The sequence below is a fragment of the Actinophytocola sp. genome, assembly GCF_036378875.1.
Classification (GTDB): Bacteria; Actinomycetota; Actinomycetes; order Mycobacteriales; family Pseudonocardiaceae; genus Actinophytocola.
The window spans coordinates 37,206-52,360 of sequence record NZ_DASUVO010000017.1; the positions used below are offsets into that span (position 1 = coordinate 37,206).

Annotated in this window: 14 protein-coding genes and 1 pseudogene; 4 read left to right on the top strand and 11 right to left on the bottom strand. The window is 69.8% G+C overall.

The window, feature by feature from the left end:
* The first annotated feature begins 84 nt into the window (after positions 1-84).
* A complete protein-coding gene (locus tag VF106_RS04670) occupies positions 85-1,614 on the top strand; it encodes a beta-N-acetylhexosaminidase (RefSeq protein ID WP_330838341.1) in 1,530 nt (509 codons plus the stop codon).
* A 463-nt stretch (positions 1,615-2,077) separates the two neighbouring features.
* On the opposite strand, the gene VF106_RS04675 is transcribed toward VF106_RS04670, so the two are convergent.
* From VF106_RS04675 to VF106_RS04690, 4 genes are all read right to left on the bottom strand, one after another.
* Positions 2,078-2,626 (bottom strand): TetR family transcriptional regulator, encoded by a 549-nt coding sequence (locus VF106_RS04675; RefSeq protein ID WP_330838297.1) that lies wholly within the window; start codon positions 2,624-2,626, stop codon positions 2,078-2,080.
* A 21-nt stretch (positions 2,627-2,647) separates the two neighbouring features.
* Positions 2,648-3,877 carry a Gfo/Idh/MocA family protein gene (locus tag VF106_RS04680; RefSeq protein ID WP_330838298.1) on the bottom strand — a complete coding sequence of 410 codons (1,230 nt, stop codon included), beginning with the start codon at positions 3,875-3,877 and terminating at the stop codon, positions 2,648-2,650.
* A gap of 2 nt (positions 3,878-3,879) precedes the next feature.
* On the bottom strand, positions 3,880-4,701 hold the full coding sequence (locus tag VF106_RS04685; protein WP_330838299.1) for a putative RNA methyltransferase: 822 nt from the start codon (positions 4,699-4,701) through the stop codon (positions 3,880-3,882).
* Positions 4,702-4,811: 110 nt separating this feature from the next.
* Positions 4,812-5,498, bottom strand: a complete 687-nt coding sequence (locus VF106_RS04690) for a hypothetical protein (protein ID WP_330838300.1) — start codon at positions 5,496-5,498, stop codon at positions 4,812-4,814.
* A gap of 89 nt (positions 5,499-5,587) precedes the next feature.
* On the opposite strand from VF106_RS04690, the pseudogene VF106_RS04695 reads away from it, so the two are divergent.
* Positions 5,588-7,036: pseudogene (locus tag VF106_RS04695) on the top strand (phosphatidylglycerol lysyltransferase domain-containing protein); the annotation flags it as partial.
* A 67-nt stretch (positions 7,037-7,103) separates the two neighbouring features.
* Here VF106_RS04695 and VF106_RS04700 read toward each other — a convergent pair.
* Genes VF106_RS04700 through VF106_RS04710 form a run of 3 tightly spaced genes read right to left on the bottom strand, consistent with a single transcriptional unit; the run spans position 7,104 to position 10,837 of the window.
* Positions 7,104-8,138, bottom strand: a complete 1,035-nt coding sequence (locus VF106_RS04700) for a nitronate monooxygenase (protein ID WP_414638863.1) — start codon at positions 8,136-8,138, stop codon at positions 7,104-7,106.
* Positions 8,138-10,102 (bottom strand): aminodeoxychorismate synthase component I, encoded by a 1,965-nt coding sequence (pabB, locus tag VF106_RS04705; RefSeq protein WP_330838302.1) that lies wholly within the window; start codon positions 10,100-10,102, stop codon positions 8,138-8,140. Before pabB ends, VF106_RS04700 begins: the two co-directional genes overlap by 1 nt.
* A gap of 51 nt (positions 10,103-10,153) precedes the next feature.
* Positions 10,154-10,837 (bottom strand): methyltransferase domain-containing protein, encoded by a 684-nt coding sequence (locus tag VF106_RS04710; RefSeq protein WP_330838303.1) that lies wholly within the window; start codon positions 10,835-10,837, stop codon positions 10,154-10,156.
* A 28-nt stretch (positions 10,838-10,865) separates the two neighbouring features.
* Between VF106_RS04710 and VF106_RS04715 the strand changes: the two genes are divergently transcribed.
* Positions 10,866-11,261 carry a helix-turn-helix domain-containing protein gene (locus VF106_RS04715; RefSeq protein ID WP_330838304.1) on the top strand — a complete coding sequence of 132 codons (396 nt, stop codon included), beginning with the start codon at positions 10,866-10,868 and terminating at the stop codon, positions 11,259-11,261.
* Here the strand turns inward: VF106_RS04715 and VF106_RS04720 are convergent.
* On the bottom strand, positions 11,194-12,192 hold the full coding sequence (locus VF106_RS04720) for an NAD-dependent epimerase/dehydratase family protein (protein WP_330838342.1): 999 nt from the start codon (positions 12,190-12,192) through the stop codon (positions 11,194-11,196). The genes VF106_RS04715 and VF106_RS04720 overlap by 68 nt on opposite strands.
* Before the next feature lie 95 nt (positions 12,193-12,287).
* Here VF106_RS04720 and VF106_RS04725 point away from each other — a divergent pair, with 95 nt between their 5' ends.
* Positions 12,288-12,881 (top strand): TetR/AcrR family transcriptional regulator, encoded by a 594-nt coding sequence (locus VF106_RS04725; protein WP_330838305.1) that lies wholly within the window; start codon positions 12,288-12,290, stop codon positions 12,879-12,881.
* On the opposite strand, the gene VF106_RS04730 is transcribed toward VF106_RS04725, so the two are convergent.
* From VF106_RS04730 to VF106_RS04740, 3 genes are read right to left on the bottom strand one after another with little or no spacing between them, the layout of a single operon-like run.
* Positions 12,878-13,207: a hypothetical protein gene (locus VF106_RS04730; protein WP_330838306.1), complete on the bottom strand. Its 330-nt coding sequence runs from the start codon at positions 13,205-13,207 to the stop codon at positions 12,878-12,880. The genes VF106_RS04725 and VF106_RS04730 overlap by 4 nt on opposite strands.
* Complete coding sequence (locus tag VF106_RS04735) at positions 13,200-14,402, bottom strand: EndoU domain-containing protein (RefSeq protein WP_330838307.1); 1,203 nt, start codon at positions 14,400-14,402, stop codon at positions 13,200-13,202. The genes VF106_RS04730 and VF106_RS04735 overlap by 8 nt, the downstream gene beginning before the upstream one ends.
* On the bottom strand, positions 14,392-14,706 hold the full coding sequence (locus VF106_RS04740) for a hypothetical protein (RefSeq protein ID WP_330838308.1): 315 nt from the start codon (positions 14,704-14,706) through the stop codon (positions 14,392-14,394). The genes VF106_RS04735 and VF106_RS04740 overlap by 11 nt, the downstream gene beginning before the upstream one ends.
* Positions 14,707-15,155: the final 449 nt, after the last annotated feature.

Here is a 15,155-nt window from a genome sequence, read left to right on the forward strand (position 1 = left end):
ACCACTAGTGGTCTATATCTGGATGTCCGAGCCACTCGGGAGGATCGTGTGTCCAGGAACCCTGCGTCCCGTTTTTTCACCGTCCTGGCGATCGGCAGCTTGGCCGTGCTCGGGCAGAGCGCGCCTGCCAGCGCCATTGAGGAGTCCCGCATGAACCGGGTGATACCGGCGCCAGTGTCGGTCACACCTGACCGCCACGGCGGTGCTTTCGAACTGTCCCGCGACACCGTGATCAGCGTCGACCGTGGCGCGCGCGGTGTCGGCGAGCTGCTCGCGGGTGTGCTGCGCCCGTCGACCGGCTATCGGCTGCCGGTGGTCACGGACCGCCGGCAGGGCGCGATCACGCTCGACCTCGGCTACGTCCCCGCGCGGCTGGGCACCGAGGGCTACGAGCTGACGGTGAACCGCGGGGGCGTGCTGGTGAAGGCGCGTACCTCCGCCGGCCTGTTCGCCGGCGTGCAGACGCTGCGGCAACTCCTCCCGGCGAAGGTGGAGAGCCGCACGAAGCAGCGCGGCCCGTGGACGGTGGCGGCCGGCAAGATCGTCGACTTCCCGCGGTTCGCCTACCGCGGCGCGATGCTCGACGTGGCCCGGCACTTCTTCACCCCGGACGAGGTGAAGCGCTACCTCGACCAGATCGCCCTGTACAAAATCAACTACCTGCACCTGCACCTGGCCGACGACCAGGGCTGGCGCATCGAGATCGACGGCTGGCCGCGGCTCACGGAGCACGGCGGCTCGACCGAGGTGGGCGGCGGCCCCGGCGGGTTCTACACGAAGGCGCAGTTCCGCGACCTGGTGAAGTACGCGGCGGCCCGCAACATCACGATCGTGCCGGAGATCGACATGCCGGGCCACACGAACGCGGCGCTGGCGTCCTACGCCGAGCTGAACTGTGACGGCGTCGCGCCGCCGCTGTACACGGGCATCGAGGTCGGTTTCAGCTCGCTGTGCATCGACAAGGAGATCACGTACCGGTTCGTGCAGGACGTGATCACCGAGCTGGCGGAACTGACCCCCGGCCCGTACCTGCACCTCGGCGGCGACGAGGCGCACGTGACCACGGACCCGGACTTCATCAAGTTCTTCGACCGGGTCTTCCCCATGATCGAGGCGACGGGCAAGAAGGTCGCGGGCTGGCACGAGTTCCTGAAGGCCACACCGCCGGTCTCCGGCGTCGCCCAGTTCTGGGGCACGACCACCACCAGCGAACTGGTGGCCGACGCCGCCGCGGCCGGCAACAAGATCCTGATGTCGCCGGCGAACAAGGCGTACCTGGACATGAAGTACGACGAGAGCACCCCGCTTGGCCTGTCGTGGGCGGGCTTCACCGAGGTGGACGACGCGTACGACTGGAACCCGGGCGCCTACGTGGAGAACGTGCCGGAATCGGCGGTGCTCGGGGTCGAGGCCCCGCTGTGGTCCGAGACGCTGGAGAACAGCGACCACATCGAGTTCATGGCGTTCCCGCGCCTGCCGGCGATCGCGGAACTGGGCTGGTCCCCGTGGTCGACGCACGACTGGGCGTCGTTCCGCACCCGCCTGGCCGCACAGGGCCCACGCTGGGAGGCGATGGGCGTCGACTTCTACCGCTCGCCGCAGATCCCCTGGTAATCAGAACGCGGAGGGACCGGTGATGGGCGCCTGCTCGATGTACGCGACCACCGCCCGCCACTGGTCCCCCTGGCGACGAACTTGCTGACCGGCACCCGCGCCTTCCTTCCCCAGAGCCATGATCGCGCCACCGTACCCGTGGCGGTCGACGTCTCCCAGGGGATTTGGGCCCTCCAGCTGAAGCCAGGCCCGCAACCACCCAAGCAAGCCGACCCGAGGCCGCTGCCGAAGCGAAGCACGCTTCGGAAGTGTGCTGAGGTCGCCAATCTTTGGCGAGGGCGGCCGCCGCACGATGTCAAGGGCAGGGGCGAGGGACGAGCCCTGGCCGCGGGCATCGTCAGGTGACCACCCACGACAACCAACCACCCACACCGGCCCGCAACCACCTGAGCAAACCGACCCGAGGCCGCTCGCCGAAGGCGATCGGTGGCCCTGCCCGAGCTAAAACACAGCCCTGCCCGAGCTAGAAAACACTGCCGATTCCCTTCATCAGTGTGTTCACCACCAGGTCGGCGCACTGTGGGGCGGGTAGGTCGGGTAGTTGTTGTGCGGCCAGGTGCACGGTGTGGTCGAGTATTGTGCGGATCCAGTCTCGTGGGAGGTCGGAGCGGAAGAAGCCTTCCGCTACCGCGCGGTCCACGAACGCGTCCAGTTGGGCGCGGACCGCTCGGCGGCGGGCGTCGAGGTGTTCGTCGGCGGTGGTGAATGGGCTGATTTCCACTGGCCACAGGCGGATCGACGGGATGGCGCCCTCTACGTAGCGATGCAGTGCTACCGCAACGGGTGCCTCCATGAGGCGGGCCGTGTCCAGTACCTGTTCGGCGGCCGCCAGTTTTGCGTTGAACACGGCCGTTATCAGTGCCTCGCGGGTCGCGAAGCGGCGGTACACGGTTCTTCGGTCCACGCCGGCCGCCGCGGCGATCGAGGCTATCGAGGTCGCCGGGTCGGCGGCCAGCAGCCGGGCGCCGGTGTGCAGGACCGCGTCGACGTTGCGAGCTGCGTCCGCTCTCACGTATCCACTGTATTGCCCGATTCAGACGTGTTCGACCGTTCCGGAAAGTCGGGCGCGCTCCGCCGCGAAGACCGCCAGATGTGACTCCAGGGACTCCGTCGGGCCGGACAGGATGTGGCCGGCGTCGCCGGTTTCCACCGCGGCCGTGAAGGCGGCCATCAGGCCGGCGTCGCCGCCGTTGTGGCCGGCGTCCGTGTCCTGGCCGGTGCTCGGGACCGTGAACGTCTCCGTCTGACCCGTGGCGAAGTCGTGTAAGCGCACGTGTTCACCGTCGCCGTCCAGGAAGCCCTGTGTGCCGAAGATCTGTGTCCTGCGGTCGACGTGCGGGGTGAACCCGGTCATCGTGAACGTTCCCGTGGCGCCGCCCTCGAACTCCATGGCCACCACCTGATGGTCGACCACGTCGTTGTCGCACGCGTACACGCACCGGCCGTACGGTCCCGTGCGCAGCGCCGCCGTCACACCCGCCTCCGTGACCTCGTCGGTCAGCACACTCACCGGCCAGCCTGTGTGGCCGGACCGGACGATGCCCAGGTAGAGCCTCGGCGCCGAGTACGGGCACGTCGGCTCCACCGCACAGTCGAGGCACCGGTCGGCGGCGCCCTTCGGTTGCGACGAGCGCTGGAAGTGGCTCAGCGACCCGAAACTGGACACCCGCTCGATCCGCCGCCCCACGATGTGCCGCAGCCAGTCGATGTCGTGCACGGACTTCGCCAGCAGCATGAACGACGCCAGGTCGCCGCGGCGCCAGTTGCCCCGCACGTACGAGTGCGCGTAATGCCAGTACCCCACCGGCTCCAGGTGCTGAACACTCATCACCTCACCCACGCGGCCTTCGTCGACCAGCCGTCTGACCAGTGCCGTGTACGGGCGGTACCGCATCACGTGGCAGACCGCGAACAGCACGCCCGCCTCCGTGACCGCCTCCACCAACTCGGTGCACTCGGCCGGGGTCGGTGCCAACGGTTTCTCCACCAGGAGGTGGTATCCCTTGCGCGCCAGGGCAATGGCCGGCGCCACATGCGCGGCGTCCTGTGTGGACACGATGGCGGCGTCGGCCAGCCGTGGCGCGGCTGCCAGCTGTTCCCACGACGAGAACACGTGCTCGGCCCCGTACCGGCGCGCCAGCGACTCACGCTGGTGCGCCCGCGGCTCGGCCACGGCGACCACCCGCGCGTCGTCCCCGTGCCGGCCGATCCAGTCGGCATACCCGGCGCCGCGCTGACCCGCGCCGACAATCGCATAACGCACCATCACGTCCCCCTCACATAAGACGTCACCGTCACCGACGCGGTCACCGACACGGGCGAAGGCAACGCGACCACCCGTGACCGCAGCGACTCCGAGTTCACGTGCCACGCGCTCGGCCCCATGCCGACCAGAGCGAGGACTTCGTCGTGCGTCAACGACATCGTGAACTCGCAGTCGTCCCGTGTGGACACGTCGAAGCCAGGCAGGGACGCGGAAACGCGGGCCGCCTTGTCCTCGCCGACCGTCAGCAGATCCAGTGCGGACACCAGCTCAGCGAGATGCGCGGGCGTTGGCGACACCACCACCAGCCGGCCGTCCGGTGCCAGGACTCGCGCGATCTCGGCCGCGTTGCGTGGCGCGAACACGTTGAGCGCCACGGAGATCACGCCGTCCCGCACCGGGAGCCGCTGCCACGTGTCGGCGCCCACCGCGCCGAGCCGGGGATGCACGCGGGCGGCTCGCTTCAGCGCCGGTTTCGCGATCTCCAGCGCGATGCCCACCCGCGAAGGCGAGGTGTCGAGGACCGCGGCGAGGTAATGGCCCGTGCCCGCACCCAGGTCGAGGACGCAGCCGTCCCCCGAGGCCGCCGCCACGGTCGCGGCCACGATCGGCGCGTAGTGGCCGGCCGACAGGAACTCGTCCCGTGCCGCGACCATCGCCGCGCTGTCGCCGGTCACGGGCGCCTTGCCCGCCAGCAGGTTCACATATCCCTGACGGGCCACGTCGAACACGTGGCCGGACAGGCACCGGAGCGATCCGGCGTCGGCCGTGAGCCCGGCCGAGCAGTGTGGACAGCACAGGTACGGCAGGACGTCGGCGAGCACCGTCCGACCATACGTCGTTCGTGTTGTTTGTCATGGTCCGCACGATCGCACGGACCACCGACAAAAACGGACGCCCCGGGGACAAGGGGGCGTTCGCTCTGGGCGATGCGTCAGCGACGCGCCGTACGCAGACGCACGAGCAGCAGCAGCGCGCCACCGGCGAGCAGCAGAGCCGCGGCCAGCACGACCAGCCAACCGCCGTTGAACCCGGTGGAGGCCAGGCCACCCTCAGCGGCCGCCGCCGCAACGGCCACGGCCGTGGTGGTGCCGATCGTCGTCGTGACCGATGCGCTCTCGACCTCCGAGGAGGTCGTTGTCGTCGTGGTCGACGTCTCGGACGGCTCCGTCGTCGTGGTCGTCGTGGTTGTGGTCGTTGTCGTGTCGGTTTCCTTGTCACCACAGGCGAACCAGTGGCTGATCTGCGCCGGCTCGCCGCTGGACACGAGCGGGGAGTGCAGGTCCTCCCACGGCAGGTCGCCCAGGTCCTCGGCCAGGTACTCGTTGTACGCCGGGCCACCCTTCACGATGACCGCGGCGACACTGACGCCTGTCGCGACGCCCGTCACGTCGATGTACGTGTTGGTACCGTCCACGACGTACGTGAGATCGCCGGACGCGATGACCTGGCTGCCCTCGAACAGCTCGGCACAGTCCTGGTCGACCACGTTTCCGGAGTACGCGGTGGCTCTCTCATCACCCGAAACGGGGTCATCCTTCGGCTGCGCGGCCGCGGTGCCCGCGAACAGCGAAGCGGCGGCAGCCGCGGCAACGGCCACCGCCAGTAGGTAACGGCTCATTGGGTCTTCTTTCTGGTGGGGAGAGCCCTACCTACGGTTCGGGTGCTGGCGCCAGTGTCTCCCGCCACCTGCCGAGACAGAGTTGAGACATGTTGCGCCGACACCCGTTCACCGCAGGCGGACTCGGGGTCTTCGTCACCCTTGGCGTCCTCTTCGGACTTTTTGTCACACCCATCGGTGACACCTCCTGGGGTGATTCACTCGCTTACGGTCTGCCCGCGTTCCATGACGGTCGGTGGTGGGCGGTACTCACCGGAGCGCCGTTCGCGATCACGCCGCTCTGCTACGTCCCGGTGCTCCTGAGCTTCGCCGTGTTCGTGGGGTTCGCGGAGCACCGCCTCGGCACCGCGCGGACCGCGGTGATCTGGGCGTTCGGGCACGTCATCGGCGTTCTCGGCGCCTGCGCGCTGGTCTCCGGGACCAGCCTGGCGACGGCGCTGGACGTCGGCCCGTCCGGCGGGTCGCTGGCCGCCGCGGCGGTGGTCACGGCGACCCTGCCGTCCCGCTGGCGCTTCTGGGCGCGGGCCGGCCTGCTCGCCTACGTCGTCGGGTCGCTGCTGGTCATCGGGCACCTCGCCGACGTCGTGCACCTGGTCGCGGTCGTGGTCGCCCTGCCGCTCGGGCCCCTGTACGTCCGCCGCGCCGAACGGAACACCGACGACGACCGAGCGCTCAGGCTCCTCGAAACCCACGGTGGGGGCACCCTCTCCTGGATGGGCACCTGGCGCGGCATGGAGTTCCTGCACGGTGAGGGCGGCTACGTCGCCTACCGCCGGCACGCGGGCGTCGCCATCGCCCTGGGCGACCCGGTCGGCACGCCCGAGTGGCGGCAGGCCGCACCACGAGCGTTCGCCGCCCACTGTGACCGGGAAGGTCTGGTTCCGGCATGGTTCTCGGTCAGCGCGACCACGACGGCCGGCATGCGGCGTGTCCAGGTCGCCGAGGACACCCTCCTCGACCTGCCCGGCCTCGAGTTCCGCGGCAAGAAGTGGCAGGACATCCGCACGGCCCGCAACCGGGCGGCCAAGGACGGCATCACGTTCCGCATGGTCACCCTCGCCGACGAGGACCCGGCCGTGATCCGGCAGGTCCGCGAGATCTCGCGGAGCTGGCTGAAGGGCAAGAAGACACCTGAGCTGGGCTTCACACTCGGCGGCGTCACCGAGGCCCTGGACCCGCGTGTCCGGGTCGGCATCGCGATCGACGGCGACGGCACGGTCCACGGGGTCACGTCCTGGCTGCCGATACTGGGCGCGGACGGCAAGCCCCGCGGCTGGACCCTCGACATGATGCGGCGCGGCGCGGACGGCTTCCGGCCGGTGATCGAGTTCCTGATCGCGGAGTCCTGCCTGACCTTCCAGGACGAGGGCGCCGAGGTCGTGTCGCTGTCCGGTGCGCCACTGGTCCGGTCGGCGAAGGGCAAGGCCGGCGTGATCCAGCGGGCACTCGACGTGATGGGCAAGCTGATGGAGCCCCTGTACGGGTTCGGCTCACTGCACGCGTTCAAGGCCAAGTTCCAGCCCCGCCACGAGCCGCTCTACCTGGCGTACCGGCACGCGGGCGACCTGCCCAGGATCGGCGTCGCCGTGCTGAGGGCGTACCTGGCTAAACCGGCCACCGTCGTGCGGCGGCTGCCAGTGCCGACCGCGCCCCGGCGGCCAGTTCTCGCACGAGTTCCGCTGCTGGCAATGGCCGGGCGAACTCGTACGCCTGCCCGGCCCACAGCGACATCGCCTGCTGGTCCCCGGCTCGGCGCAGGTCCCTGGTCAGCTGGTGGACATGCGGGTAGGCCGCCGGCGCCGCGCCTGAGTGCTCGGCCAGGAACCGGTTCACCAGTCCCCGTGCGGGCCTCCCGGTGAACGCGCGGGTGATCTCGGTAGGGGTGTCGCCGGCCGCGAGCGCCGCGAGGTGCAGTGGGTTGGCCCCGCTTTCCGGGCACGGCAGGAACATCGTGCCGAGCTGCGCGGCGACCGCGCCGGCGGCGAGCACAGCGGCCACGTCCGCGCCGCTCGACAGCCCGCCGGTCGCCACCAGCGGCACGTCCACCTCGGCGGACACCTTGCGCAGCAACGGGATCAGGCCGGTGTGGTCCACGCCGTCGTTGGTGAAGCCGCCGCGGTGCGCGCCGGCTTCCTGGCCCTGCACGCACAGCCCGTCGGCACCCGCGGCGACCGCCTCACGGGCATCGGCGGCCGAGGTGACGGTCACGAGCACCTCGGAGCCGTGCCGTTTCACCTCGGCGATGACCTCGGGCGGCGGGCAGCCGAACGTGAAGCTGACGACCGGCACGTGTGCCTCGGACAGCAACGCGAGCTTGGCGGACCAGTCGTCGTCCCCGCCGGTGGCGTCACCGAGCGGCACGCCGTACCGCTGTGCTTCGGCGGCCAGCCGTTCCGCGTACGCCGCCACGGCCGAACCGTCCACTACGGACCGCTCCGACACGAACACGTTGAGTCCGAACGGCTTCGGCGTCAGCTCTCGGGTCCGGGCGATCTGGTCCCGCACGGCGTCCGCGGTCAGGTAACCGGCGGCGAGGAAGCCGAGACCGCCGGCGTTCGACACCGCGGCCACGAGTTCCGGCGTTGACCCGCCACCCGCCATCGGCGCTGCCACGACGGGTTCCGCCAGCTCGTCGAGAATCATCGTTCCTCCCCAGGGAACTCCTGGCCGGTCAACCGCAGCAGCGGCGCGGCCTTCACGATCGTCTCCGTGACCTCGTCGTCCGGTGTGGACAGTGCGATGACGGCGCCGCCGACACCGTAGGTCACCCGGTCCGCGCCAGCGACGACCGTGCGGATCACGATGCTGAGGTCGGCGGCGCCGGATAACGAGAAGTAGCCGAGCGCACCGGAGTAGACGCCTCGCGGCCCGCCCTCCAGCCGGTCGATGATCTCCATCGTGCGTAGCTTCGGCGCACCGGTCATGGAGCCGCCGGGAAACGCCGCCCGCACCACGTCGACCGCCGTACGGTCCGCCCGCAGCCGCACGCGGACCGTGCTGACCAGCTGGAACACGGTCGGATGCTGCTCAACGTCGAACAGCTTGTCGACGGTGACCCCGTCCACCACGGCCACGGTGCCGAGGTCGTTGCGGACCAGGTCGACGATCATCAGGTTCTCGGCGCGGTCCTTTTCGGACATGGCGAGATCGTCGCGCAACGCGCGGTCCTGCTCGGGTGTCGCGCCCCGCGGCCGGGTGCCCTTGATCGGCTTGGACTCGACGATGCCGTCGACGCCGACGTGCAGGAACCGTTCCGGTGACGCGGAGAGCACGCTCAGCTCACCGAACCGCAGCAACGCGCCGAACGGCTCGGGGTTGGCGCGGCGCAGGTGGCGGTAGCCGGACCACGGGTCGAGCTTGCCGTCGGCGGCGAGCTGGTTGGTGAGGCACACCTCGTACGTCTCGCCGGCGATGATCTCCCGCTGGCAGGCGGCGATCAGGTCGAGGTAGGCGGCACGGTCGTGCCGCGACCGCAACGGTTCCAGGTCGACCGGCGCCAGCTCGGCGGGTTGGTCGGTGAGCGTGGACAGCACGGTCTCGACCTCGTCGAACCAACCGTCGTCCGCCAGCGCCAGCAGGTGGACGTCGTTCTCCCGGTGGTCGAACACGATCGCGCGGTCGGCGAAGACCATCGCGGCGTCCGGGTGCTCGGCGCGATGGGTGTTCGGGGAGCCGCACTCCGCCTTCAGCTCGTAGCCGAGGTAGCCGACCCAGCCCAGCGCGAAGTCGAACGGCAGGTCCGGCGGCGCGACGCGGTGCTCGGCGAGGTCGCGGGCCAGCCAGTCGAGGAAGCCACTGTGGACGGTCTGTTCCCCACCGGCGCTGCGGACAGTGACCGTGCCGGCGGCGACGTCCGCCGTGGCGACCCGAGCCGCGCCACCCAGCATCGAGAAGCGCCCACCGGCGGCGCTGTCGAGCCAGAACGCGTAGTCGGCACCGGCGTGAAGGGTGTCGAACACGGTTTCCGCGGACGCGCTCGTGCTCACGCGCCGGTGCTCGATCGTGCGGGTCGCCGGGGTGCGGCGGACCTCGACGACCGGCCTTTCTCGGGGCTGGCGCAGGAAGTTCGCGAGCAGTTGGTGGCCGTGCTCGGTACGGATGGACTCCGGGTGGAACTGGACGCCCCACTGCGGGCGGTGCCGGTGCCGCACGGCCATGAGCACGCCGTCGCTCGTGTACGCGGTCGGTTCGAGGTCGTCCGGGAGGCTCGTGACGGTCAGCGAGTGGTAGCGGACGGCGTCGAACGGGGACGGCAGACCGGCGAACAGGTCGGTGCCGTCGTGGTGGACCGGTGAGATCTCCCCGTGCCGGACGCGGGGCGCCGGGCCGACGGTGCCGCCGTGGACGTGGCAGATGCCCTGGTGTCCGAGGCAGACACCCAGCAGCGGCACCGTCGCGGTACGGATCAGTTCGGCACAGATGCCGAAGTCAGCTGGCCGTTCCGGGCGGCCGGGACCCGGCGAGAGGATCACGTGGGAGTAGTCGTGGAGGTCGACCCGCTCGTCGTTGCGCACGACGACAGGCGCCACGCCGGTGACCGCGCCGACCAGGTGGCTCAGGTTGTACGTGAACGAGTCGTAGTTGTCGACGATCAACGTGCGCATAGCCACCATGGAGCCTCGCCGATGGCGATGGCAGGCGCAAGGAGTGTTCGGTCACGGCCGCACCCCGCTGGCCAGGAACATCGGGATGGCAACGAACAGCCGGTCGTCGCGCGCGCGGGCGGTCTGCTCGGCGAGCCAGTCGCCCTCGCCGATCGTGGCCAACATGGGCAGCATCACCGCACCGGTGAAGACGATCGTGTGGACCTCGATGGTGACGTCGCGGAACCCGTGGTCCAGCAACAGGTTCCGGTACCGGCGGGCGACCCGGGGGCTGGGCATGCCGTCCGCGCGGGCGTGGATGAGCGCACGAGTGAGCACCGGGTCGTCGGAGTCGATGACGGTCGTGTCCCAGTCCTGACCGACCAGCACCGCGCGGCCGTTCGGCTTCAGGACCCGCCGTGCCTCGGCGACGGCCAATTCGGGTTCGGGGAGGACGTGGAGCACCTTGTCGGCACGGTAGCCGGTGACCAAGCCGTCACCGAGGGGCAGTGCCGTGGCGTCACCGACGTGGAACTCACCGCCCGGCCAACGGCTCACGGCCGCCTCGACCATCTCCGGATCGGCGTCGACCCCGGTGGCACGCACGCCGCGTGCGACGAGTTCACCGACGGCCCGCCCACTGCCGCAGCCGACGTCGACCACGGTGTCGCCGAGGCCGACGTAAGTACGTTCCCGCAGGTCGCGGGCCTGTGACAGGTCGTCGAAAGCGTCAAGGAGGGAAAGCAACGTGGACATGACACCCATGGTGCGACTTAATGTCGACATGAAGTCAATCGGCGAGGTGGCCGACCGCTTCGGTCTACCGGCACACGTGCTGCGCCACTGGGAGTCGGAAGGGCTGCTGACACCCGCCCGCGACGGGAACCGCCGCCGCTATTCGGATGCCGACCTGTACCGGGTGAGGGCGATCCTGATCGCGAAGGAGGCCGGTTTCGCGCTGGCGGACATCCGGACCATGTTGGGGACGCGTACGGCGGCGGTGCGACACGAGGTCGCCGCCCGTCACATGGCCGCGCTGTCGGAGCGGATCGCCAAGGCGCAGGCGGCCATGGCCATGCTGGAGGGTGGGTTGGAATGCCCGCACGACGACCTCATGACCTGCCCGAACTTCCAGTCACGGCTGGCTTCCTGGGCGCCGGCACCAGCCCCAGCTCGATGAGGCTGTTGGCGGTGTCGATCAGCGTGTCGCGCACCGGGCGCATGGTCCAGCCCAGCTCTCCGCGGGCCTTGTCCGCACTCACCGCCTCGCGCCGGCCCACGAAGTCGAGCGCCAGCCGGGCCGTCTTGTCGAACAGGGCCGCGACCCGCAACAGGGACGTGGGCAGCGAACCCGTCGGCACCCGGTAGCCCCGGGGGTTGAACTCCTCGGCCAGCACCGCGGCCATCTCCCGCACCCACATGTGCTCGCCCGCGACGATGTACCGGTTGCCGGCGGCCTGGGGCGTCTCGAGCGCCAGCCGGTGCGCGGTCGCGACGTCCCGCACGTCAACCGGCACGAACCCGATCTTGGGCGAGGCCGGCACGGTGCGGGCCATCAGCTGGTGCACGACCTGCGTGGACGTGCCGATCACGGGGGTCAGCAGCGGGCCGAGCACCATGCCGGGGTTGACCGTCACCAGCTCCAGCCCGGACTCCCGCGCGAAGTCCCACGCCGCCCGCTCGGCGAGTGTCTTGCTCTTCGGGTACGCCGGGCTGCGCTCCACGACCGACCAGTCGGCCTCGGTGCGGACCTTCTCCTCGCGGTGCCCGGTGGCCACGGCCGCCACCGACGACGTGAGCACGACCCGCTTCACCCCGGCGTCCACCGCCGCCCGCAGCACCCGCAGTGTCCCGTCCACGGCGGGCCGGACCAGCTCGTCGTCGGACTTCGGTGACCCGGCCGGAAATGGCGACGCCGTGTGCATCACGTGGTCACAGCCGTCGACCGCCTCGGCCCACCCGGCGTCGCTCGTCAGATCCGCGGTCACCACGTCCACACCGTCCACCGACCGACGCGCCGTCCCCCGGACCGCGTAGCCGTGTGCCCGCAGCTCCGCGATGACGTGCCCCGCGATGAACCCGGACGCTCCCGTCACCAGCACTCGCTCCATTGCCAACCCCGCAATCTATGCACCGTTCAGATAATCTGAGCACTGTATACATGAGGCTGGGGTCTGTCTGCAACGCATCGCTTAGGCTCGTGGACATGACCAGGACCAGCTACCACCACGGCGCACTACGGGAGGCGCTGCTGCGGGCGACCCTGGAGTTGATCGAGACCGAGGGCATCGGTGCGGTGAGCCTGCGTCAGGTGGCCCGCACGGCCGGCGTCAGCCCCGGCGCGCCGTACCACCACTTCCCGGACCGCGCCGCCCTGCTGACCGCCTTGGCGGACGAGGGTTTCCGCCGCCTGGCCACCACGCTCGCCGAGGCCCACGACGCGGCGGCCACGCCGTCCGCGGCACTCGAGGCACTGCTCACCACCTACATCGAGTTCGCGCGGAACAACCCGGCCTACTTCCGCGTCATGTTCCGGCCCGAGCTGACGCAGCCGCACAAGAGCGCCGAGGGCATGGCGGCCGGCGAGTCGGCGTTCGGCGTGCTGGACCGGACCGTCGAGGAGTGCCTGTCCAAGAACGAGGGCGTGGACCGGCACGTCCTGGCCATCACGCTGTGGAGCCTGGCCCACGGCTACGCGTCGCTGTGGCTCGACGGTCAGCTGGACAGCCGCACCGCCGACCCGGCCGGTCTGGCACACCAGATCGCCGCGCTGGTCACGACGTTCACAGCCCCTTCCTAACCGCCCGCTTCGCGGGCCGTGGACAGTTCGTGGGCGTAGTCGTCGAGGATCTGTACGAAGTCGCTTCGGGGCAGGGTTACCTGTTCTCCGGTGAAGTCGTTCTCCACGTGGACGTTCTCGCGGCTGATGGTCACGTGGCAGCTGTTGCCGCCGAAACCCCACGGTTCCGGACCGCAGTCGCGGGCGTGTTCGGCCACCAGCCGCAGCTCGGACAGGTCGTCCCCGATGTCGGACTCGAGGAAGTCGTCGAGCGGCTGGAAGCCCGGCGAGGCCGAGACGGAGACGCGTCCGCCTTCGCCTCGACTGAACTGGACGCGGCTAGGCACGGCCGCCGCCTTTGTAGACCGGATAGGCCGTGACGATGTGGTACAGCCGCGCCGAGCCGGCCTCCACCGGAGGTTCGGTGTGCCGACACTCGACGTATCCCTCGATGAGCAGGCCTCGGGCGCGCCCACGCCATTTCCGCCCGTCACAGTGGTTCCGGTTGAGGAAGGCGAACCGAACCGCCCGCAGCACGTCCCGCCGCGTCCAGGCATCCGGGAAGAACGTGCACCTCCGGACCTCCGAGCTGCCCTCGGTCCACGGGCCGGCGACGCGCGCCTGGTAGACGCCGTCGGAGTCCGGTCCGGCGACGACCCGCGCGACCCGCATCGGGCCGCGATCGACGCCGTCCTGGCGGTGGTGGTAGCCCAGTTCCCGATAACCGTTGCCGCGCTTGCGCTTCTTGAGATGGCCCTCGAAGATGTGCTGCCGCAGGCGGGGCGACAGCTGGTCCAAACCGAGGCGCCGCAACCGTTTGCGCAGCTCGGCGACACCGGCGTCCCAGTCGTGCGTGCGGTCCCGCAACGTCTCGTGGTCGAGGAAGGACTTGAACCGCGCGTCCGGGTGGTTCGCGGCCACGTCGAGAACACTGTGCTTCGCGACGCTCAACCGGATCAGCGAGCCGGTGTCGCGTCGCACCGCCTCGACGGCGGGAACAACTGGCGGCTGCCACAGCCGACGTGGCGCGAGGGCACCCGCTTCGCGCAGCTTGTGCGCCGCGTCGCGCCCGATCTGCTCTACCTGGTCGCGGGCCCGGTTCAGCGTGTCGTCGGCGGCCGACGTCCGTGGATCGACCCGCGGTTCCTCGCCGTTGGTCGTCAGCACGCCCGTCTGCTCGACCTGCTGGGCCAAGGTCAACGGTGGCTGGGGAGGAATGGCCGGGGAGGTGGCCTGTCGTGCCATGGCGATGGCCTCGGTGGCCTGGCGTTGCGCCCAGTTGAGCGCGGACGCGTAGTCGTCGAGCGCGACGGCCGCGGTGCCGAAAGCGTCGGCGGCGGACAGAAAACGCCTGGGTTGCCGCGCGAAGTGGCCGTGGAACGCGTCCGCGGCGGTACCCCGCCAGCCGCCGTCGTCTATGTTCAGGAATCCCCTGCCGATGTCCTCGAAAGCCGCGCCCATCGTGGTGAGCGAGTCGGCCATCTCCCAGATCCGTTCGGGGTTTCCCGGGATCAGCTCCTTCGGACCGCGTTCACCGGCCACCGTCATCGTCCCCCAGTTCTTCAATCAAAGCGGCGTTTTCCGCGTCGACCCGCTTGTACTCGCCGATGGTGTCGCCGAGTCCCCGATAGATCCGCTCCGTCTCATCCGCCAGCTCCTCGACGCCGTCCTGCCACCGGTCGTGGAACTCCTTGGCGGACTCGGCCAGCTCGTCATGTCCGAAGACCGACGGGGAATGGTCGGGATCCAGCTTGAACTCGGCCATGTCACCCAACAGGCGGCCGATATCTGCCTGCGCACCGGACAGCGCTGCTGGATCGACGAAGAATCCGTCCGAGTGAGCCACCCCGTTGTCTCCCCCTCTGCTGTGGTGGGGGAACACTTTATCGGAATCTCACACGCCGATCGAGAACCGGACGGGGTCAGTCCATACCGCGTTTGCCAGGCGCCCTCATGCGGTCACCCTGACGGTTGAATGTGCACATGAAGTCAAGCGTGGACCTCACGGCCGGCGAGGGTCGCCCAACTGGCCGAGTCGGCGGGCCGCCTCGGTGAGGTCGGCGGGGTCCGCGGCGGCGTCGTCGAGGGCCGGCGGGAGCTGAACCGAGCCGAGGATTCCCCTTACACCTAGCCGCGCCCGCAGACGCCTTCGGGAATATCAAGAAGGCGGTACTGCGCTTTAATGAATGACAAATGTACCACCTGACCTGGGGACATAACGTAGTCCTTGCTGTCCTTCTCGTCCAAGTTGTGAGCCCGTATCAGCAGTGCGAGGATGAATATTTGACGTGGCGA

What these genes read in the sequence shown, in the direction of transcription:
- VF106_RS04690 (WP_330838300.1), bottom strand. Translation starts at nt 5,498, where the DNA reads ATGAGCCGTTACCTACTGGCGGTGGCCGTTGCCGCGGCTGCCGCCGCT.
- pabB (WP_330838302.1), bottom strand. Translation starts at nt 10,102, where the DNA reads ATGCGCACGTTGATCGTCGACAACTACGACTCGTTCACGTACAACCTG.
- VF106_RS04710 (WP_330838303.1), bottom strand. Translation starts at nt 10,837, where the DNA reads ATGTCCACGTTGCTTTCCCTCCTTGACGCTTTCGACGACCTGTCACAG.
- VF106_RS04715 (WP_330838304.1), top strand. Translation starts at nt 10,866, where the DNA reads ATGAAGTCAATCGGCGAGGTGGCCGACCGCTTCGGTCTACCGGCACAC.
- VF106_RS04720 (WP_330838342.1), bottom strand. Translation starts at nt 12,192, where the DNA reads ATGGAGCGAGTGCTGGTGACGGGAGCGTCCGGGTTCATCGCGGGGCAC.
- VF106_RS04725 (WP_330838305.1), top strand. Translation starts at nt 12,288, where the DNA reads ATGACCAGGACCAGCTACCACCACGGCGCACTACGGGAGGCGCTGCTG.